The sequence below is a fragment of the Streptomyces sp. NPDC001714 genome (assembly GCF_042892755.1).
In the GTDB taxonomy this organism is placed as follows: domain Bacteria; phylum Actinomycetota; class Actinomycetes; order Streptomycetales; family Streptomycetaceae; genus Streptomyces.
The window spans coordinates 253,837-271,772 of record NZ_JBIAUL010000007.1; the positions used below are offsets into that span (position 1 = coordinate 253,837).

The window sequence follows — 17,936 nt, forward strand, 5'->3', positions numbered from 1 at the left end:
GATGGGAGCGACGGAGCGGACGGGGCAGGAGCGCGCACGCCAGGTCGCCGCGGCCGCGGACAGGTACCGCGCGACCAGTGACGAGCGCGGCGCCGTACAGCGGCAGATGGATGCCGGCGTGCCCTTCCCGGACTCGCGGCAGGCGCTCGCCGCGCGCGCCACGCGTCTGCTGGACCGGCAGGCGGTACCCGCCGCCATGGCCGTGGAGGCCGTACGCGCGCAGCCGCTGACCGCGCCCGACGCCTTCGAACGCATCCTCGGGGTGTCCAAGGAACTGCAGGCGTGGAGCTTCCTGCCGCGTGGTGCCCGGGCGGCGCGCACCGTCGCCCGGATATCGGTACGGGAGAACGGCCGGGAACTCCCGCTGGGCACCGGCTTCCTGGTGTCGCCGAGGCTGCTGATGACCAACCATCATGTGCTCACCGACGCACCGGCGGCCCGGCAGTGCTTCGTCGAGTTCGACGCCCAGGTCACCGTGGACAACACCCCGCAGCCGCCGACGCGGCTGGAGCTGGACCCGGACGCGTTCTTCGTGGCCGACGAGCGCCTGGACTTCGCCCTGGTCCTGGTCGCCCCGGACCCGGGCGGGCGGCCGCCGGGCGAGACGTTCGGCTGGAACCGCCTCAGCGCCCAACCGGGCAAGCTGGTCATCGGCGAGCCGGTCAACGTGATCGGCCACCCGATGGGGCGCCTGAAGGAGATCGCCGTCCGCGACAACATGCTCCAGGTGCGGCTCGACGACTTCCTCCACTACATGACGGACACCGAGCCCGGCAATTCCGGCTCCCCGGTCTTCAACGACCAGTGGGAGGTCGTCGCGCTCCACCACAGCGGGGTGCCGAAGACCGACGACCAGGGGCGCGTCCTGCGCAGGGACGGACAGGTGTGGCAGCCGGGTGACGGCGACGACGCCGTCGACTGGGTCGCCAACGAAGGCGTACGCGTCAGCTCCATCCTGCGGCACCTCGCGCAACTGCCGCCCGGCGGCCCGCCCGACCCGGCCCCGCTGGCGGAGATGGGCACCGAGTCGGGTCTGGGCCTGACGGAGTCCACCGCGCCCGCTCCGGCGCCCACCGTCACCGCACCGGGACCGGCCGCCGCGACGGCGGTCACGCACACCGGCCTGCGCGCCCGGGACGGGGCCTTCGGCGGCGCGCGCCATCTGGTCTTCCTGCACGGGCGCTCGCAGGAGGGCAAGGTCCCGGACGACCTGCGCCGCGAATGGGTCTCCGGCCTCAACCAGGGACTCGTCCGCGCCGGGCTCCCACCGGTCGATCCGGCCGACGCCTGGTTCCCCTACTACGGCGACCGGCTGGTGCAGGCGCTCCCGGCGCACGAGGCCGTGCCACGTCTCGCCGAGGGCATGAGTCTCTCCCCGGCCGAGGCGGTCGCTCCCGCGTCGCCCACCTCCCGAGCGGTGTACGAGGAGCTGATCGGCGAGGCCGCGGGCAGGTGGAACCTGCCACCGGAGAGGTTGTCGGAGGCCGAGCGGATCGGCCTGGGCGACGTCGTCGGACACCTTCAGCGCCAGTTGAGCTGGCTGGCCGCGAGGAGCGACATCGACGCGTGGACCATCGCCTTGGTCCTCCATGACGTGGCCGCTTATCTCGACGACCGCAGCGTCAGGGACGCGGTCCTGGACTGTGTGCTGGAGACGCTCCCGGAGGAGGGGGAGGTGATACTCGTCAGCCACAGCCTCGGCACGGTGGTGGGGATGGACCTCACCACACGGCTGTCGCCCGCACTGCGCATGATCCACCTCACCACGGTGGGCAGCCCGCTGGGGCTGGACAGCGTCTACAAGAGGCTGCTCATCGGCGGGCCGAAGCGCCCCGACGCGGTGACGGACTGGCTCAACGCGTGGTGCCCGTCCGACGCGGTGGCCATCGGGTGCCCGCTGGCCGACGACTGGGCGGGCACGGTGACCGACGTCGCCGTCATCAACGCCCGCGACCGGGCCCACAACATCGTGGAGTATCTCTCCCACCCCGAGGTCGCAGGGGAGATCGGCGCCCACCTCGAACTCGGCTGATCGCGCGCGCCTGGTGCGTGCCGACGACGGTGTCCGGCAGGGCGGGTCGCCCTGCCGGACACACGTGTCATGGAGGCGGCGGCGAGTCCCGTCGCCCGCCGCCGCCCCGCTCCCGCGCGCTCACTCCGGCGTCGGCCCGATTCCGGCAGGGGGGCTACGTACACCCCTCATCCGGTGGGAAATCCCATGCACACGCGCTTCCGGCTCCTGTTGGCTGGTGGTCGTCACCGACAGCCACACCCAGAAGCAACGGGGATCCGCACATGCAGATGTCGTCGCCGAAGAAGGCCGGGGCCGCCCTGCTGACCGCAGCGCTGCTCCTGCTCGCTTCACCCATGGCCGCGACCGCCGTCACCGCCGGACACCACCCGGCCACGCGCCACTCCTACGGCGCGGACACACTCCGCCAGGACCTGGCGGCCGTCCGGCAGGCAGCCGGAGGCGATGTGAACGTGCTCGCCAGGGTCGACCGGGCGGACGGGGCGCCGCTCATGGCACGCATCGGGACCCGGACCGCCGGCTCCTCGGACCCGGTCCCGTGGAACGCGCACTTCCGCGTGGCGAGCACGACGAAGACGTTCACGGCCGCGGTGGTCCTCCAACTCGCCGCGGAGAAGCGGCTGTCGCTGGACGACACCGTCGAGCACTGGCTGCCGGGAGTCGTCGCCGGCAACGGCAACGACGGCAGCCGCGTCACCGTCCGCGACCTGCTCCGCCAGACCAGCGGCCTGTACGACTACGTCGACGACCCGGAGGTCCAGGACCGGCTGGTCAACCACTTCGACGAGAACCGCTACGACACCACCCCGGCCGTCGACCTGGTCGCGGTGGCGATGAAGCACCGGCCGCTGTTCGTGCCGCGGCCCGGCGGGGCCACCCGATGGGCGTACTCGAACACCAACTACCTCGTCGCCGGGATGATCGCCGAGAAGGCCGGCGGCGCGAGCTGGCAGGACCTGGTCGCCCACCGGGTGATCGCGAAGCTGGGGCTGCGGAACACCTCCGTCCCCGGACTCGACCCGTATCTGCCGGAGCCGTATGTGCGCGCATACCTGACGACCGCGGACGGCACCCGTCTCGACGTCACCGAGCACAGCTTCCAGCACACCGCCGACTCCGGCGTGGTGAGCACCACCGCCGACCTGAACACCTTCTTCCGCGCCCTGGCCGGCGGCCGGCTGCTCCCCGCCGAGCAGTGGCGCGAGATGCGGCAGACCGTCGAACGGACCGACGACCCGGAGGACGTCGCCGAGATGCCCGAGGGCACCTACGGCCTCGGGCTGCGCAGGATCCCGCTCTCCTGCGGCGGTTACTACTACACGCACGAGGGCGACGGGGCGGGCGTCAACACCCGCCCCGCGGTGAGCGCGGACGGACGGCGCGCGGTGACCGTCTCCCTCACCACCACGACCGCGCCGCCGGACCTCGCCGCCCTCAACCGCGCCACGGGCGTGCTCGTCGACCACGCCCTGTGCGACCGGCCGGGCACGGGCGCGCGGCAGGGCTAGTCAGCCCTGGTCCTCCTGCGTGAGGGCGTCCCGGAGCTGGGCTCTGGCCGTGATGCCGAGCTTGGGGAAGATCTTGTGCAGGTGGTAGCCGACGGTACGGGGGGAGAGGTAGAGGCGGGCCGCGATGTCGCGGTTGGTCAGGCCCTGGGCGGCCAGTTCGGCGATCTGGCGTTCCTGCGGGGTGAGTTCGCCGGCGGGAGCAGTAGCCGTCGCCGCGCCCGCCGCCCTGAGCTCCGCCCTCGTGCGCTCGGTCCAGGGGCGGGCGTCCAGGCGCTGGAAGCACTCCAGGGCCGCGTTCAGGTGTGGGCGGGCCTCGGCGCTGCGACGGCGCCGGCGCAGCCACTCGCCGAAGTCGAGATGAGCGAGGGCCTTCTCGAACGGCCAGCAGTCGGTGGCCGGGTCGTCGAGGGCGGCGCGGAAGTGCCGTTCGGCGTCGTCGGTCTCGGTCAGCAGGGCGGTCGCCCGGTGCAGTACGGCGGCCAGGCGGGGCGAGGGGTCGGGCTTCAGGTCCTGCCGCACGGCGTCGACCACCGTGCGCGCCTCGTCCGCCCGCCCGGCGCGCACCGCCGCGGCCGCCAGGTCGCCCAGGTAGTAGAGCGAGGCGTGGTAGTGGACGGGCGCCGGGCGGAAGTCCCGGGTGAAGGTCGCACGCAACTGCTCGTAGGCGTCGGCGTGATCGCCGGTGACGAACGCGGCCATGCCCATGGCGTGCCGGTGGCGGACCTGAAGGCTCAGCGACCTGCGCAGGTCCACGCCCCGTACGGCCTGCGTCGCCTCGGTCCGGGCGCTCGCGGGGTCGCCCTGGAGCGCACGCAGGGTGGCCCGCAGGATGCGGGCGCCCACGGTCACGTTGTCCGCCCCCGCCTCCGTCGCCATCCAGAACGCATCGTGCGCCGCGTCCTGGGCCGCCGTCCACGAGCCGTTCTCGAACAGGGCGAGGGCGAGCGCCTGGGTCACGGTCGCGTTCGTGCCCGCGCTGCCGGCCCGCCGCAGGAGGTCCATGGTCCTCCCGAGGACGCGCACGGCCTGCTCGGTCTCGTCCAGGATCCAGGTCGCGCCGCCCAGCGCGGTGAGGTTGCCGAGCGACTCGTCCTGCGCCAGGGCGGCCAGTCCCTCCGCCAAGTGCCGTGCCAGATGCGGCCGTTCGTGGACGGGGTCGATGACCGACCGGGCCCAGGCACGGCCGGCGGGGTCGCCGTCCCCGTGGATCAGGCCGCCGATCCTGTCGAGTTCGGCGCGGTAGTAGGGGGCGCCGGAGTTGTAGACGGAGGTGGCGGCGGTGCTCAGGGCGCCGAGGGCGAGGCCGGGGGCGGAGGCGGCGGTGGCTTCGGCGACGCCCAACAGGAGTGCCAGCGCCTCCTCGTGACGGAGTGTCACTCCAAGGGCCCAGCCGCCCAGCAGCGAGGCCTCGGCACGCAGCCGGGGATCCTCCGTCATCCCGCCGACGCGGCCGCTCAGCTCGCCGACCCACTGCGGATGACCGGCGAACATCGCCGCCTGCGCGGCCGTCAGCAGGCGCCGGGCCCGCAGGTCCGGCGCAGGGGTCAGCTCGGCGGCGCGTTCCAGCGCGGTCGCGGCCGCCGCGTAGCCGCCCCGGCTCCGGGCCCGCTCGGCGCTCTCCGCCAGGGCGTCGGCGACCTCCGCGTCCTGGCCGGTCGCCGCGGCGGCCAGGTGCCAGGCCCGGCGGTCGGGTTCCCCGGCCAGCGCGGCGGCCAGGGCGAGATGGGCCTGCCGGCGCTCGTGGAAGGAGGCCGCGTGGTAGACGGCCGAGCGCACCAGCGGGTGCCGCAGCAGCACCCCGCCGTCCGCCACCCGCACCAGGCCGGCGCGTTCGGCGGGGTCCAGCGCCGCTACGACGTCCAGCTCGGGGGCGGCCCGCATGAGGTCCGTCAGCCGGGCCGGGCCGGCCGCGGCCACCAGGAGCAGGGCCGCCCGGGTGGGCGCGGGCAGGCCGGGCAGGTCGGCGGCGAACAGGTTCTCCAGCCGCGCGGTCAGCGGCAGGGTGGCGCCCCCGGCTCCGCCGGCTCCCATGTCCCCGCTCCGGCCGCGGGCCAGGGCGCGGGGAAGCTCGATCAGGGCCAGCGGGTTGCCGGCCGCCTGCTGGAGGATCTCGGCCCGTACCTTGCCGCGCGGCGGATCCGGCTGCGCGTCCAGGAGCTGCCCGGCCGCGGTACGGCTCAGCGGGCCCAGGGTGATCTGCGGGAAGGCCCGGTCGAAGCGGGCTGGTACGCCGTCCTCGCGGGCGGCGAGCAGCAGCACCACCGGCCTGCCCTCGAGCCGCCGGGCGAGGAAGGCCAGTACGTCCACCGAGCCGAGGTCCAGCCACTGGGCGTCGTCCACCAGCAGGAGCAGCGGCCGGCGCGCGGCGGCCTCGGTGATGAGCCCGAGCACGCCGACGCACAGCGACAGCTGATCGAGTTTCAGCTCGTACCGGGCCGCGTCCGGCCCGAAGGCGCGGTCCAGCGCCTCCCGTTGCCCCGCGGGCAGGCCCTCGCCGGGCAGCAGCGGATGCAGCAACTGGTGCACGCCCGACAGCCCGAGACCGGCCTCGCCCTCGCTGCCGCGCACCCGCAGAATCCCGAGGCCCCGGTCCCGGCCCCGTTCGGCAGCCCGGTCGACGAGGGTGCTCTTGCCCGCCCCCGGCTCCCCGGTCAGCACCAGCACCTGCGGGCCGCCGCCGTCCACCGCCCCCAGCAGCCGGTCCAGGCGCCCCAGCTCGGCGGCCCGCCCCAGGATGCCCGGATCGGAGGGGTGGTCGGTGGTGCCGGCGTGCATGAACCGTCCTTGTCGTCGAGCCGCTGATACGACAATCCTGCCAGCGGCCGGTGGTGTGACGGGAACCGCGGGCCCGGCGGCGGGACCGGAGCCCCACCTGCACCGACCAGGCGTGAGGCGCAGGTGACTGGTCATGTGACAGAAGCGCACCACTCCGGACTCCGCGATGATGGCTCTGGTCAGGGAAAACGCGCACCGCCCGGGGAGTCAGTGCATGACGGTCCACCCACCCCAGCAGTCCACGATCGGCGAGGAGGCCGGCGGCGTCCTGGGCCGGGACGGCGAGATCGAGCGGATTCTGCGGTGCGTGACCCGCGAGCCCGGCACTCCTCAGACCCTGCTGCTCGTCGGCGAGGAGGGGATCGGGCGTACGACGCTGCTCCGGCACGTCCGGGACCGCGCCACCGCCGAGGGCGTGCTGGTGCTGTCCGCCCAGGGCTGGGCCGAGGACCCGCGGCATGCGCACGCCTGTCTGCACCAGCTGCTGACGCCGCCGGTGCGGGACGAGCTGGCCGCCCTGCCCGCCGACCGGCAACGGGCGCTGACGGCCGTACCGCCGGCGGACGGCCAGGTGGACGAGGCCGGGCTGCACGCGGCGCTGACGGCGCTGCTGGACCGGCTCGCCGGGGCCGGTCCGGTGCTGGTGTGCGTGGACGACGCCGACCTGTGCGGCCGTGCCTTCCCTGAGGCGCTGTTCGCGGCGGTCCGGCAGCTGGCCGGCCGTGCGCTGACGGTGCTGCTCGCCGCCCGCCACGAGGCGGCCCTGCCAGGTCCGCCGCCCGGCACCGAGACCCTGCGGCTGGGCCCGCTGAGCGGCACCGCGGCCGCAGCCCTCCTCGACCGGCAGCCGACGCCGCCCACCGGTCGGCACCGGCTGGAGATCCTGGCCGAGGCCGAGGGCAACCCGCTGGCCCTCGTGGAACTGGGCCGCGGCGCACCGGGCCCCGCAAAAGCGGTGCGGCACGCGCCCGTGGCGCGCGTCTTCGGCGTTCGGGTCGACGCGCTTCCCGCCGAGACCCGCCGGGCGCTGCTGTACGCGGCGACCGCGGGATCCGGCGGGGCCGTGGCCCCGGTCATGGCCGCCCTCGGCACCGGCGACCTGGCGGTGTGGGCACCGGCGGAGGCGGCCGGGCTGATCGCGCTGGCCGAGGACCGGTTCGACTTCCGGCATCCGCTGGCCCGCTCGGCCGCCTACCTCGGGCGCCCGGCCGGCGAGCGCCAGCAGGCCCACCGGGACCTCGCCAGGGCCGCCGGGCAGCCCGAGGTCAGGGCCCGGCACCTGGCCGCCGCCACCGTGGGCGCCAACGCGTTCGTCGCCGCCGCCCTGGAGGCCTCCGCCTGGCGGCGCGGGGACGCGGTGGAGGCCGCACGTGCCCTCGAACATGCGGCCAGGCTCAGCCCGCGGCCTACGGAACGCGCCCGCCGACTGGCCGAGGCCCTGACCGCGGCCCACGCGGCGGGTGACCCCGGCTGGGTCCGCGAGCTGTACGAACGGCTCGTCCAGGAACATGCCGAGCCGGAGTTCGGCTGTGCCGCGGCCGGTGCGCTGGCCTCCGCCCTCTCCCACGAGTCCGCCCAGCGCGAGGCCTTCGAGCTGCTGGCCGACGCCTCGGAGCACTTTCCCGTCGTCGACCGGTCGCTCGCGCTCGCCCTCACCGGCCTGGCGGCGGGCATCGCCGCCCAGTCCGGGCTGCCGGAGCACACGGCGGCCCTGCCCGCGCTGCTCGACCGGGCCCGGCAGGCCGACGCGTCCGGGCGGTGGCGGCCCGCCACGACCGGACCGCTGGCCCGCCTGGACACCCCGCACACCCGGCGGGCCCTGGCCGCACTGGTCACCGCGGTCGCCCGGCCGCGCTCCGCCACCGGCGGTCCGTCCGGCCGCGGTGACCAGCGCGGGCAGGGCCCGATGCACAGTGACTTGCTCGGCCGTGGTGCGATGCACAGTGACCTGCTCGGCCGCGGTGCGATGCACAGTGACCTGCTCGGCCGCGGCGCGATGCACAGTGACCTGCTCGGCCGCGGCGCGATGCACAGCGACCCGCTCGGCCGCGGTGCGATGCACAGTGACCTGCTCGGCCACCGCCCGACGCACAGTGACCCGCCTGGCCGCGGCGCGACGCACAGCGCGCCGCCCGATCCCGATCGGGCAACCGGCACCCCACCCGGCCCCGACCGGCAGCACAACACCCCGCACGATGTCCCACCCTCCCTCGGCCACCACCGCCACGTCCGCCACCCCGCCCAGCCCGGCGACCCGGCCGCCCGCGCGGTTCTCGCCGCCGTGGCCCACCAGGCGGACGAGGCGGACGTGGACCTCGGGCAGTCGCGGACGGCCGACGAGCGGCTGCGCGGCGCCCGCGCCTTCGGACTGCGCGGCTGGTCGGTGCTCCCGCTCGTGGACACCCTGCTGGCCACCGGGCGGTTCGCCGAGGCCGGGAGCGTGATCGAGGACGCCCTGACACAGGCCACGGTGCTGCGCCTGCCGCGCCTGCGGGCCGACCTGGAGACGCAGTCGCTGACCGTACGGGCGCTGCGCGGCACCCTGCCGCCGGAGCCCTGGTTCACCCCCTCCGTGTGGCGGGTCGTCTCCCTGGACGAGAACCGGGCCACCCATGCCCGGCTGCTGCGCGCCCGCGGACTCGCCTCCTTCACGCGCGGGGACATGGAGGACGCCTGGCGGCAGCTGCGCGGCCTGTTCACCGCCGACGGCTCGCCCCTGCACCCCTTCCTGTCCGCGCGGGCCGTCGCCGAACTCGCCGTCACCGCCCAGCGCACCGGCCGGTCGGCCGAGGCACTGCCGATCCTGGAACGGGTCGTGGCGGAGCAGGGAGACCGCCCCAGCACCCGGATGACGCTGCTGCTGCACCACGCCGCCGCCCTGGTCGGCCCGGACTGCGAGGCCGAACAGCACTTCCAGCTCGCGCTCGTCAACCACGGGGCGAACCGCTGGCCGTGGGAGTGCGCCCACGTCCGCCTCAACTACGCCATCTGGCTGCGCCGTTGCCGCCGGACCCTGGAGGCGCGCCAGCAGCTGACCACGGTCCTGGAGACCGCCGAACGCCTCGGCGCCGGCGCCCTCGCGGCCGCCGCCGGCGGCGAGCTGCGCGCCAGCGGTGCGGCCCCGGCCCCGGCGGACGCGGGGCTGCTGGAGCAACTGACCGCGCAGCAGCAACAGATCGTCGAGCTGGTCGCGCGCGGCCTGTCGAACCGGGAGATCGGCGAGCGGCTCTTCCTCTCGCCGCGTACGGTCGGCTCGCACCTGTACAACGTGTATCCCAAGCTCGGCATCAGCAGCCGCCATCAGCTCCGTGACCTGGTGCAGGGCCGGTGAGGGTGCCCGAGGGCAGGTCGGAGGAGCGCCCATGACACCCGGAGCACCGGGGCCGGCTGCCGCCGTCGTCCTCGACCCCGTGGTGCAGCGCCTGGTCAGCGCCGCCGCCGTGCCGCCCGCCCTCGACGACCTCGGACCGGACGCCGCGCGGCAGGCGCTGCAGGAGACCCAGGCCGACCGGTTCGAGGACTTCACCGTGGACGCGGTCTTCCACGTGGCGCAGGTCGGCCCGGCGCGGCTGCTCGGCTTCTGGACCGTACGCCCGGCCGGCGCGCGCGGCCCGCTCCCGGCCCTGCTGTACCTGCACGGCGGCCGGTGGGCGCTCGGCGACGCCCAGACGCACGCCCGGCTCATCAGCGAACTCGTCACCGGCGCCGGCGTGTGCGCCGTCGTCCCCGAGTACAGCCGCGCCCCCGAGGCCCGCTACCCGGTGGCGCTCGAGGAGTGCTACGCCCTGCTGGCCTGGGCGGTCACCCAGGCCGACGCGCTCGCGCTGGACCCCGGCCGGCTGGCGGTCGCCGGCGACTGCGCCGGAGCCACGCTGGCGGCCGCCGTCACCATGCTGGCGAAGACCCGGCACGGACCTCGGATCAGCGCGCAGCTGCTCTACTACCCGCTCACCGACGCCCGGTGCGACAGCCCCTCGCAACACCAGTTCGCCACCGGCTACCTGCTCAATCGCAGGGCGCTGCGCACCTATTGGAAGCGGTACGTCGCCGACCCGGCCCAGCGGAGCGAGCCCACCGCGGTCCCGCTGCGGGCGCGCCCGCAGGAGCTGGCGGGGCTGCCGCCGGCCCTGGTCGTCACCGCCGAGGCCGACGTGGCCCGCGACGAGGGCGAGCAGTACGCGCGGCAGCTGTCCGAGGCCGGCGTCGACGCGCTGTCCATGCGGTTCCTCGGGACCATCCACGACTTCGTGGCCCTGCACGCCCTCGCCGACAGCGCGCCCACCCGGGCGGCGCTGGCGACCGGTTGTGCCTTTCTCCGCGCCCGACTGCGGGTGACGGGTACGGCACCGGCCGAGGACCAGTCGGCCGACTGATGCGTCGGTACCGGTCGCCGGGCGAGGCTGACGGCATGGCAACCGCGATCGACTCCTACGAGGAGGGACGCCGGCCTCCGACGGGCGCGGCGAGCGAACGGACCAGGGTGCTGACCACGCGCTCGGTTCCGCCGGACGAGAGCCTGGAGTACTGGCACGACGCCGTGTTCGACACCCTGGTGGGGATGGACATCGCCGCCGAGGGCCGTACCTACGACGCCACCCTGCGCACCGACCGCCTCGGGGTCCTGCGGATCACCACGGTGGAGGCGGATCCCGGCCGGGTCCACCGGGCGCCTCGGTTCATCGCCCGCGGCGACGGCCGGGAGATCTTCGTGGCCGTCCAGAGCACCGGCCGTGCCCGGGTCGAACAGGACGGCCGCAGCACCGAGTTGCGGACCGGTGACATCGGGTTCTTCGAGACCCTGCGCCCCTTCCGCGCCACCTTCCCGGACCGCTTCCGGCTGAAGATCTTCGCCGTACCGCGCCCGCTGCTGGAGCTCGCCGAGGCCGACGTACGGCAGCTCACCGGCCGCGCGATCCACCCGGGCGACGGGCTCCCCGCCCTGCTCGGGCCGCTGCTGGAACGGCTGGCGGACACCTCCGCGTCGTACGCGACACCCACGGCCGAGCGGCTGGCCGCGAGCGTCATCGACCTGGTGGCGGCCACCGCCGCGGACCAGGTCGGGGCGGACCCCGCCGACCTGCGCGGCGCCGACGGCGTGCTGCTCCTGCGGATCAGGACGTACATCCGCTGGCACCTGTCGGACCCTGGGCTGACCCCGACCGTCATCGCCCGGGTGCACGGCATCTCGGTGCGCTATCTGCACCGGCTGTTCCAGACCGAGGGCACCACCGTGTGCCAGTGGATCCGCGACCTGCGGCTGCGCGAGTGCCGCCGGGAACTCGCGGCGCGGCCCTCGGGCTCGGTCAACCTGGGCCAGGTCGCCCGGCGCTGGGGGTTCAGCGGCGCGGCCGGGTTCGGCAAGGCCTTCCGCGGCTCCTTCGGGCTGTCCCCGACGGACTGGCTGGACCGGGTGCGGGCGGACGGTCCGCCATGCTGACCGCGGTGTCCTGCGCCACCCGGGACCTGGCACCCGGCGACCGCCTCGACGCCTGGCAGCGCGCCCTCTCCCGGACCTTCGTGGACGTCGAGGTCACCGCGGAGCGAGACCGCGCCTGGACCGGCGAACTGACCGCCGAACGGCTCGGTGCCCTCCAGATCGCCACCGAGGACTTCGGCCCCGGCACGATCCTGCGCCGCGCCCGCACGGCCGCCGCCGATCCCCGCACCCACATCCTGGTCCGCCGGCAGCTGACCGGCACCGCCCTGCTGCTCCAGGACGGCCGCACCGCCGAGCTCCACCCCGGCGCCCTGGCCTTCCACGACGCGCGGCGCCCGTTCCGGATCGTGCTCCCCGAGCGGCAGCGGGCCCGGATCCTCATGGTGCCCCGCGCCCTGCTGCGCCTGGAGGAACGGCAGCTGCACGCCCTCACGGCCACGGCGGTGGACGAGGCCGAGGGGGGTGCGGCGGCCCTGCTGCTGCCGCTGCTCGACGGACTGGTCGACGAGGTCACCCGGGTCACTCCGGCCCGCCGCGAACAGCTCGCCCGCACCGTCGTCGAGATTCTCGCCACCGTGGCCCTGGAGCGGATCGGCGGGCAGCCCGAGTCGGCTCTGTGGGAGCGGATCACCGGGTCCGTCCGGGCCCGGCTCGGCGAACCCGGACTCGCCCCGCAGGACATCGCCGACCAGCACGCCATCTCGCTGCGCTACCTGCACCGGCTCTTCCAGCGTCAGGGCACCACCGTGGGTGCCTGGGTCCGGGCGCGCCGGCTCGAGGCGGCCCACGAAGAGCTGGCCCTGCCCGGCGCCGCCCACCGGTCGATCGCCGCGGTGGCCGCTCGCTGGGGCTTCACCAGCCCCTCCCACTTCAGCCGGGCCTTCCGCGAGACGTACGGGATGTCGCCGGCGCAGTGGCGGCGGACGGCGGGCGCCGCCGGCCAGGGCGGCTGACGCCGTGCGCCGCCGCCTTCCGGCCCCGCCGGACGCCGTGCCCGATCCACCGGCCTGCGAGAGGGACGTACGGCGACAGGCTCTCCCGGGGCCGGCGCCGCGGGCTCGCCCTCGCGCGGGCCGTGCCGCGGGATCCGCGGGCCCCGCTGCCGGACGAGCCCACCGCCGGACCCGGCCGGGCCACCGCCCGCCGGGTCCTGGCCGCCGTCCGCGCACCCTTCCCACCACCGCTTTCGTGATCGCACCGCCCGACCGCGACCACGACCTCCTACTCTTTCCGGTTGACGGCCGGATCGAACTGACGGCCCGAGTGACGATGGAGCGCGTATGACCGACGAGGCGATGGGTGATGAGGTCTACCAGCCGGACGGTTCGGAGGTGCAGGACGACGCCGGTCTGCTGGATGCCTCGGACACGCTGGACTACCGGGCCGGCGAGGAGGCCCTGGACGAGGGCTACTCGCCGCCGGAGCGGCCCTGGGCCGTGGAGCACACGGGAGTGACGGCGGCGGAGGGGCTGCGCGGGGAGACCCTGGACGAGCGGCTCGCCGAGGAGGTGCCGGACATCGGCGTCCCGGAGGGCGACGACCTCGGCGACGTCTGGGACACCGACGGCGAACTCCTCGACGACGAGGTCGGCGACGACCGCGCCGGACGGCTGCTCGCACCGGACGAGGGCGCGCACGAGGTCACCGACTCCGACCTGTTCGCCTCCGACCGGGGCCTGGACGGCGCCGGGGCGTCGGCGGAGGAGGCCGCGATGCACGTGATCCCCGAGTCCGAGAACTACTGAGGCGACGCGGGCGGCACACGCGGGCGCGGGGACGGTTTCCGTCCCCGCGCCCGTGCCGCTCCCGCCAACCGAGGAGGGGTTCTGCGTCGCGTCGGTGTGGCCGAGGGGGAATCCGGTCACGTGATGTGGCGCAGCAGTGCCGCGACGGCGGCCGGGGGCTCTCCCGGCGGCCGTACCACCATCACCTGCCAGCTCGGCGCGTGCCGGGCGAACCGGTAGGTCGTCAGGTCCGGGAAGCGGTGGGCGATGGTCGGCGGCATGACGCAGACGCCGAGGTCGGCCCGGACCAGTTCGGAGGCGGCCACGATGTCGTTGACCTCGAAGGTCGTGGCGCGTTCGACGCCGGCCGCCCGGAACGCGCGGTCGGCCGCGTCGCGGATCGCCCAGCCGGGGGTGAACTCCACCTGTGGCAGCTCGGCGATGTCGGCCAGGTCGATCGTGCCGTCGGCACGGTTCGTGGTGAGGCTCCGGCGGGGCGAGGCCACCAGGACCATCTCCTCGCGGGCCAGCAGCCGGGTCACCAGACCGCGCTGCTGCTGGCGGTCCAGCGCCACCACCGCCAGGTCCACCGTGCCCTCGCGCAGCGCCTGGCGGATGTCGACGACCGCCGCCTGCCGCAACTGGACCACCACCCGCGGATGTTCCGCCCGCAGCGCGGCCAGCGCGCGGTGCAGGTCCGCCCAGACCCCCTGCATGGTGCCGACCGTCACCCGGCCGCGCAGCTCGCCCTTCGCCGCGTCGACCGCCTCGCGGGCCAGCTCGGCGGCGCGCAGGGCCTGCCGGGCCGCCGGGACGAACGCCTCACCGGCCGGGGTGAGCCCGACCCGGTGCGTGGTCCGGGTGAACAGCGCCGTGCCCAGCTCGCGTTCCAGGGCGCGGACCGTGCCGGAGACGGCGGACTGGACCACGTGCAGCCGCCGCGCGGCCGCCGTGAACCCGCCCGCGTCCGCCACGGCGACCACGACTTCCATCTGCCGCAGGTCCATGATCTGCTCCCGGTGGCACGGCGCCCGCCTCGGTGCGGCGGCGGTCTCCGCCGCATCCTAGGCAGGCGTCCGCTTCTCCCGGGTTCTCTCAGGCGCGGACCAGGGGAGTGTCCACCAGGTGCTCCGCCAGGAACCAGGCCTGCAGCTCCCCGGTGCGGATCACCTGCGAGACCAGCAGGTCGTTGGTGCCGTCGTCGCCCATCTCGGCGGCCCGGGCGGCCGCGTCGTGGGCGTCGACCAGGATCGTCTCGTGGGCCTCCAGGAGCCGCGAGAGCATCGCCGGGACCTCCTCGACACCGTCCGGCGGACGCGGGATCGACGTGATCTCGGCGACGTGCCGCGGGTCGCCCACCGCGACCCCGCCCAGGGTCTGGACCCGCTCGGCGACCGTGTCCACGAGGGCCAGCTGGTCGTCCGCGTGCTTGTCCAGCAGCAGGTGCAGCTGGTAGAAGGTCGCGCCGCGCAGCAGCCAGTGGTGCTTCTTGTAGAGGCCGTAGAGGATCTGGGTGTCCGCCAGGACCCGGTTCAGGCGCTGGCAGGAGTACATGCGCGCCTCGTACGAGAGGCCGAGGGGGAACTGCTTGACGGTCCCGAACTCCTGGATGACCTCGCCCTTCTGGTGCAGCCACGGCTGACTGTGCTGCAGGGCTTTCCCGGGCTCGGAGCTGGTGGTCATGGCGCGCCTCCTGGCGGATGTCCGATGCGGCTGGGTACGTGGGTGACGCTAGGCGCGGCGGCGGGGGAGGCGTTGCCCGGGAGCGCCCGGTCCGGCACCCGTGAGCGCACCCGGTTCACTCCACGGGCCGGGAGGCGGGGGCTTCCTCAAGCCGGTCGAGGACGCCGGCCGGGGTGTCCCGGCCGGCGCGACATGATCTACGCCTCCCCGGCCTTCCGTCGATCGGTCGAGGCGGCCCTGGCGGCTCTACGCTGAGCGCTTCGTGTTGTTCCTGTGTTCGGTGAGCCAGTACAGCAGGCCCAGCACCGGCAGGGCGGCCCCGAACAGGCTGACGGCGCTCCAGCCGCCGGACCGGTAGGCGATCGAGCCGAGCTGGGAGCCGAGGGCGCCGCCGATGAAGAAGATCGCGATGAAGGCGCTGTTGAGGCGGGCCCGGGCGAGGGGATCGAGTTGGTAGACGGTGTGCTGGCCGAGGATCAGGCTGGTCTGGACGGCCATGTCGAGGGCGACGGCCGCGAGTCCGATCAGGACGACGCTGTGCTGACCGAAGCCGGCGATCGCGAAGGCCAGTGCGGCGACGGCGAACGCGGCACCGGTCATCCGCCGGGTCAGCCCGCGGTCGGCCCAGTGCCCGGCCAGCGGTGCCACGGCCGCACCGGCGGCGCCGACCAGCGCGAACACCCCGACGCCGATGGCGGAGTAGTGGAAGCGGGGGCCGGTCAGGACGTACGAGACGGTGGTCCAGAAGGCGCTGAAGGCACCGAACATCGCCGCCTGGTAGAGGCCGCGGCGCACCAGCGCGGGGTGCGTGCGCACCAGCGCCGCGGTGGAGCGCAGCACGTGGTGGTACGGCACGGAGGTGGTCGGTGCGTGCTTGGGGAGGGCCAGTCGCAGGGCCAGGCCCAGCAGGGCCATCAGGACGGCCGAGCCGAGGTAGACGATCCGCCAGCCGGCGAGGCTGGAGACCAGGCTGCTGAGTGTGCGGGACAGCAGGATGCCGGTGAGCAGACCGCTCATCACCCGGCCCACCACCCGGCCGCGGGCGTGGTCGGGCGCCAGGCTCGCGGCGAAGGGGACGAGGATCTGTGCGACCACGGAGGTGGCCCCGCTGATCAGCGAGGCGATCAGCAGCATCGGGAACCCGGTGGCCAGGCCGGCCGCGACCAGGGCGAGCGTGGTGATGGTCAGCAGGGCGGTGATCAGGCTCCGTTTCTCCAGCCGGTCGCCGAGCGGGACCAGGAAGACCATGCCGATCACGTAGCCGACCTGGGTGAGCGTGATCAGCAGACCCGCGGTGGCCTCGCTGATGTGGAAGACACCGCGCAGCTCGGACAGCAGGGGCTGGGCGTAGTACAGGTTCGCGACCGTCATGCCTGAGGCGACGGCGAACAGCGCGATCAGCCAGCCCGGCACCCCGGGGGCCGCCTCGGCGGCTGCCTCCCGGCGCGGGGCGCGGACTTCGGACGACGACGACGGGGACACGGACACGGGGACCTTCCTCACAGGAGGCGTTGCTCTCGTCACCCATCAGCGCTTCGCCGCCCGCCATGCTTCCCTCTCCACGGCGATGGTTCGGGATGTCAGTCATCTCGGCAGGAGATGACCGTAGCCATCTCCCACCGACATCGCCGCCGAGCTGGTCGAGACCCGGTGCGCCCGGGCCTCGGGGTGCGCTGCGGGACGGGTGGCCCTGCACTCGGGGGCAACTGCCCGCCACACCGGGCTCCTACGGTGAATCGCGGCGGCGCCGGACGGCCCGGTGTGCCGCACGCAATCCCAGGAGACTCGCAATGTCCGAAGCCGTCACGCCCGTCACGCCGGTGCTCGAGCCCGCCGCCCAGGCCTTCGTCGAGGCCACCGCCGACCCGCCCTACCTCTTCGACCTCGCCCCGGCCGAGGGCCGCAAGGCCGTCGACGAGGTCCAGTCCGGCGAGATCGCCAAGCCGGCGGTCGACGAGGAATGGATCACCGTCGAGGGCGGCCCCACCGGAAGCGTCCGCGCCCGCATCGTCAAGCCGGCCGGTGCCACCGGCACCCTGCCCGTCGTCATCTACATCCACGGCGCCGGCTGGGTCTTCGGCAACGCCCACACCCACGACCGCCTGGTCCGCGAACTCGCCGTCGGCGCGAACGCCGCCGTCGTCTTCCCCGAGTACGACCTCTCGCCCGAGGCCCGCTACCCCGTCGCCATCGAGCAGAACTGGACCGTCGCCCAGTGGGTCGTCGCCCACGGCGCGACCAAGGGCCTGGACGCCACCCGGATCGCGGTCGCCGGCGACTCCGTCGGCGGCAACATGACCGCCGCCCTCACCCTGATGGCCAAGGAACGCGGCGGCCTGCCCCTGCTCCAGCAGGTGCTGTTCTACCCCGTCACCGACGCGAGCTTCGACACCAACTCCTACCACCAGTTCGCCACCGGCTACTTCCTGCGCCGCGACGGCATGTTCTGGTTCTGGGACCAGTACACGACCGACGAGACCGAGCGCGCCCAGATCACCGCCTCCCCGCTGCGCGCCACCACCGAGCAGCTCACCGGCCTGCCCCCGGCCCTGGTCATCGTCGCCGAGGCCGACGTCCTGCGCGACGAGGGCGAGGCCTACGCCAACAAGCTCCGCGAGGCCGGCGTACCCGTCACCGCCGTCCGCTTCCAGGGCATCATCCACGACTTCGTCATGCTCAACGCCCTGCGCGAGACCCACGCCGCCGAGGCCGCCATCTCCCTGGCCGTCCGCACCCTGCACACCGCCCTGCACACCGCCTGATCCGGGAGCCGGTGT

General features: G+C 74.7%; 12 protein-coding genes. 8 read left to right on the forward strand and 4 right to left on the reverse strand.

Annotated features, from left to right (window positions below; genetic code table 11):
- Position 1: 1 nt before the first annotated feature.
- Both ACFY0P_RS20465 and ACFY0P_RS20470 read left to right on the forward strand, forming a co-directional pair.
- Entirely contained in the window at positions 2–2,032 is a 2,031-nt protein-coding gene (locus ACFY0P_RS20465; RefSeq protein ID WP_388914689.1) for a trypsin-like serine peptidase, read from the forward strand.
- 263 nt (positions 2,033–2,295) lie between these two features.
- Positions 2,296–3,540, forward strand: a complete 1,245-nt coding sequence (locus ACFY0P_RS20470) for a serine hydrolase domain-containing protein (RefSeq protein ID WP_388914692.1) — start codon at positions 2,296–2,298, stop codon at positions 3,538–3,540.
- Here the strand turns inward: ACFY0P_RS20470 and ACFY0P_RS20475 are convergent, their stop codons facing one another.
- Positions 3,541–6,315, reverse strand: a complete 2,775-nt coding sequence (locus ACFY0P_RS20475; RefSeq protein ID WP_388914695.1) for an AAA family ATPase — start codon at positions 6,313–6,315, stop codon at positions 3,541–3,543.
- 214 nt (positions 6,316–6,529) lie between these two features.
- Here ACFY0P_RS20475 and ACFY0P_RS20480 point away from each other — a divergent pair, with 214 nt between their 5' ends.
- From ACFY0P_RS20480 to ACFY0P_RS20500, 5 genes are all read left to right on the forward strand, one after another.
- Positions 6,530–9,646, forward strand: coding sequence for an AAA family ATPase (locus ACFY0P_RS20480; protein ID WP_388914698.1), 3,117 nt, complete (start codon positions 6,530–6,532; stop codon positions 9,644–9,646).
- A gap of 31 nt (positions 9,647–9,677) precedes the next feature.
- Positions 9,678–10,688, forward strand: a complete 1,011-nt coding sequence (locus tag ACFY0P_RS20485) for an alpha/beta hydrolase (RefSeq protein WP_388914701.1) — start codon at positions 9,678–9,680, stop codon at positions 10,686–10,688.
- Between the two features lie 35 nt (positions 10,689–10,723).
- Positions 10,724–11,752: a helix-turn-helix domain-containing protein gene (locus tag ACFY0P_RS20490; RefSeq protein WP_388914704.1), complete on the forward strand. Its 1,029-nt coding sequence runs from the start codon at positions 10,724–10,726 to the stop codon at positions 11,750–11,752.
- Positions 11,746–12,705, forward strand: a complete 960-nt coding sequence (locus ACFY0P_RS20495) for a helix-turn-helix domain-containing protein (protein WP_388914707.1) — start codon at positions 11,746–11,748, stop codon at positions 12,703–12,705. Before ACFY0P_RS20490 ends, ACFY0P_RS20495 begins: the two co-directional genes overlap by 7 nt.
- 327 nt (positions 12,706–13,032) lie before the next feature.
- Positions 13,033–13,497 (forward strand): DUF5709 domain-containing protein, encoded by a 465-nt coding sequence (locus ACFY0P_RS20500; protein WP_388914710.1) that lies wholly within the window; start codon positions 13,033–13,035, stop codon positions 13,495–13,497.
- Between the two features lie 116 nt (positions 13,498–13,613).
- Here ACFY0P_RS20500 and ACFY0P_RS20505 read toward each other — a convergent pair whose 3' ends face one another.
- The 3 genes from ACFY0P_RS20505 to ACFY0P_RS20515 form a co-directional block, all read right to left on the reverse strand.
- Positions 13,614–14,483 carry a LysR family transcriptional regulator gene (locus tag ACFY0P_RS20505; RefSeq protein ID WP_388914713.1) on the reverse strand — a complete coding sequence of 290 codons (870 nt, stop codon included), beginning with the start codon at positions 14,481–14,483 and terminating at the stop codon, positions 13,614–13,616.
- An 88-nt stretch (positions 14,484–14,571) separates the two neighbouring features.
- On the reverse strand, positions 14,572–15,159 hold the full coding sequence (locus tag ACFY0P_RS20510; protein WP_388914716.1) for a Dps family protein: 588 nt from the start codon (positions 15,157–15,159) through the stop codon (positions 14,572–14,574).
- Positions 15,160–15,405: 246 nt separating this feature from the next.
- Positions 15,406–16,572, reverse strand: a complete 1,167-nt coding sequence (locus tag ACFY0P_RS20515; protein ID WP_388915374.1) for an MFS transporter — start codon at positions 16,570–16,572, stop codon at positions 15,406–15,408.
- 377 nt (positions 16,573–16,949) lie between these two features.
- On the opposite strand from ACFY0P_RS20515, the gene ACFY0P_RS20520 reads away from it, so the two are divergent.
- Entirely contained in the window at positions 16,950–17,921 is a 972-nt protein-coding gene (locus ACFY0P_RS20520; protein ID WP_388914719.1) for an alpha/beta hydrolase, read from the forward strand.
- Positions 17,922–17,936: the final 15 nt, after the last annotated feature.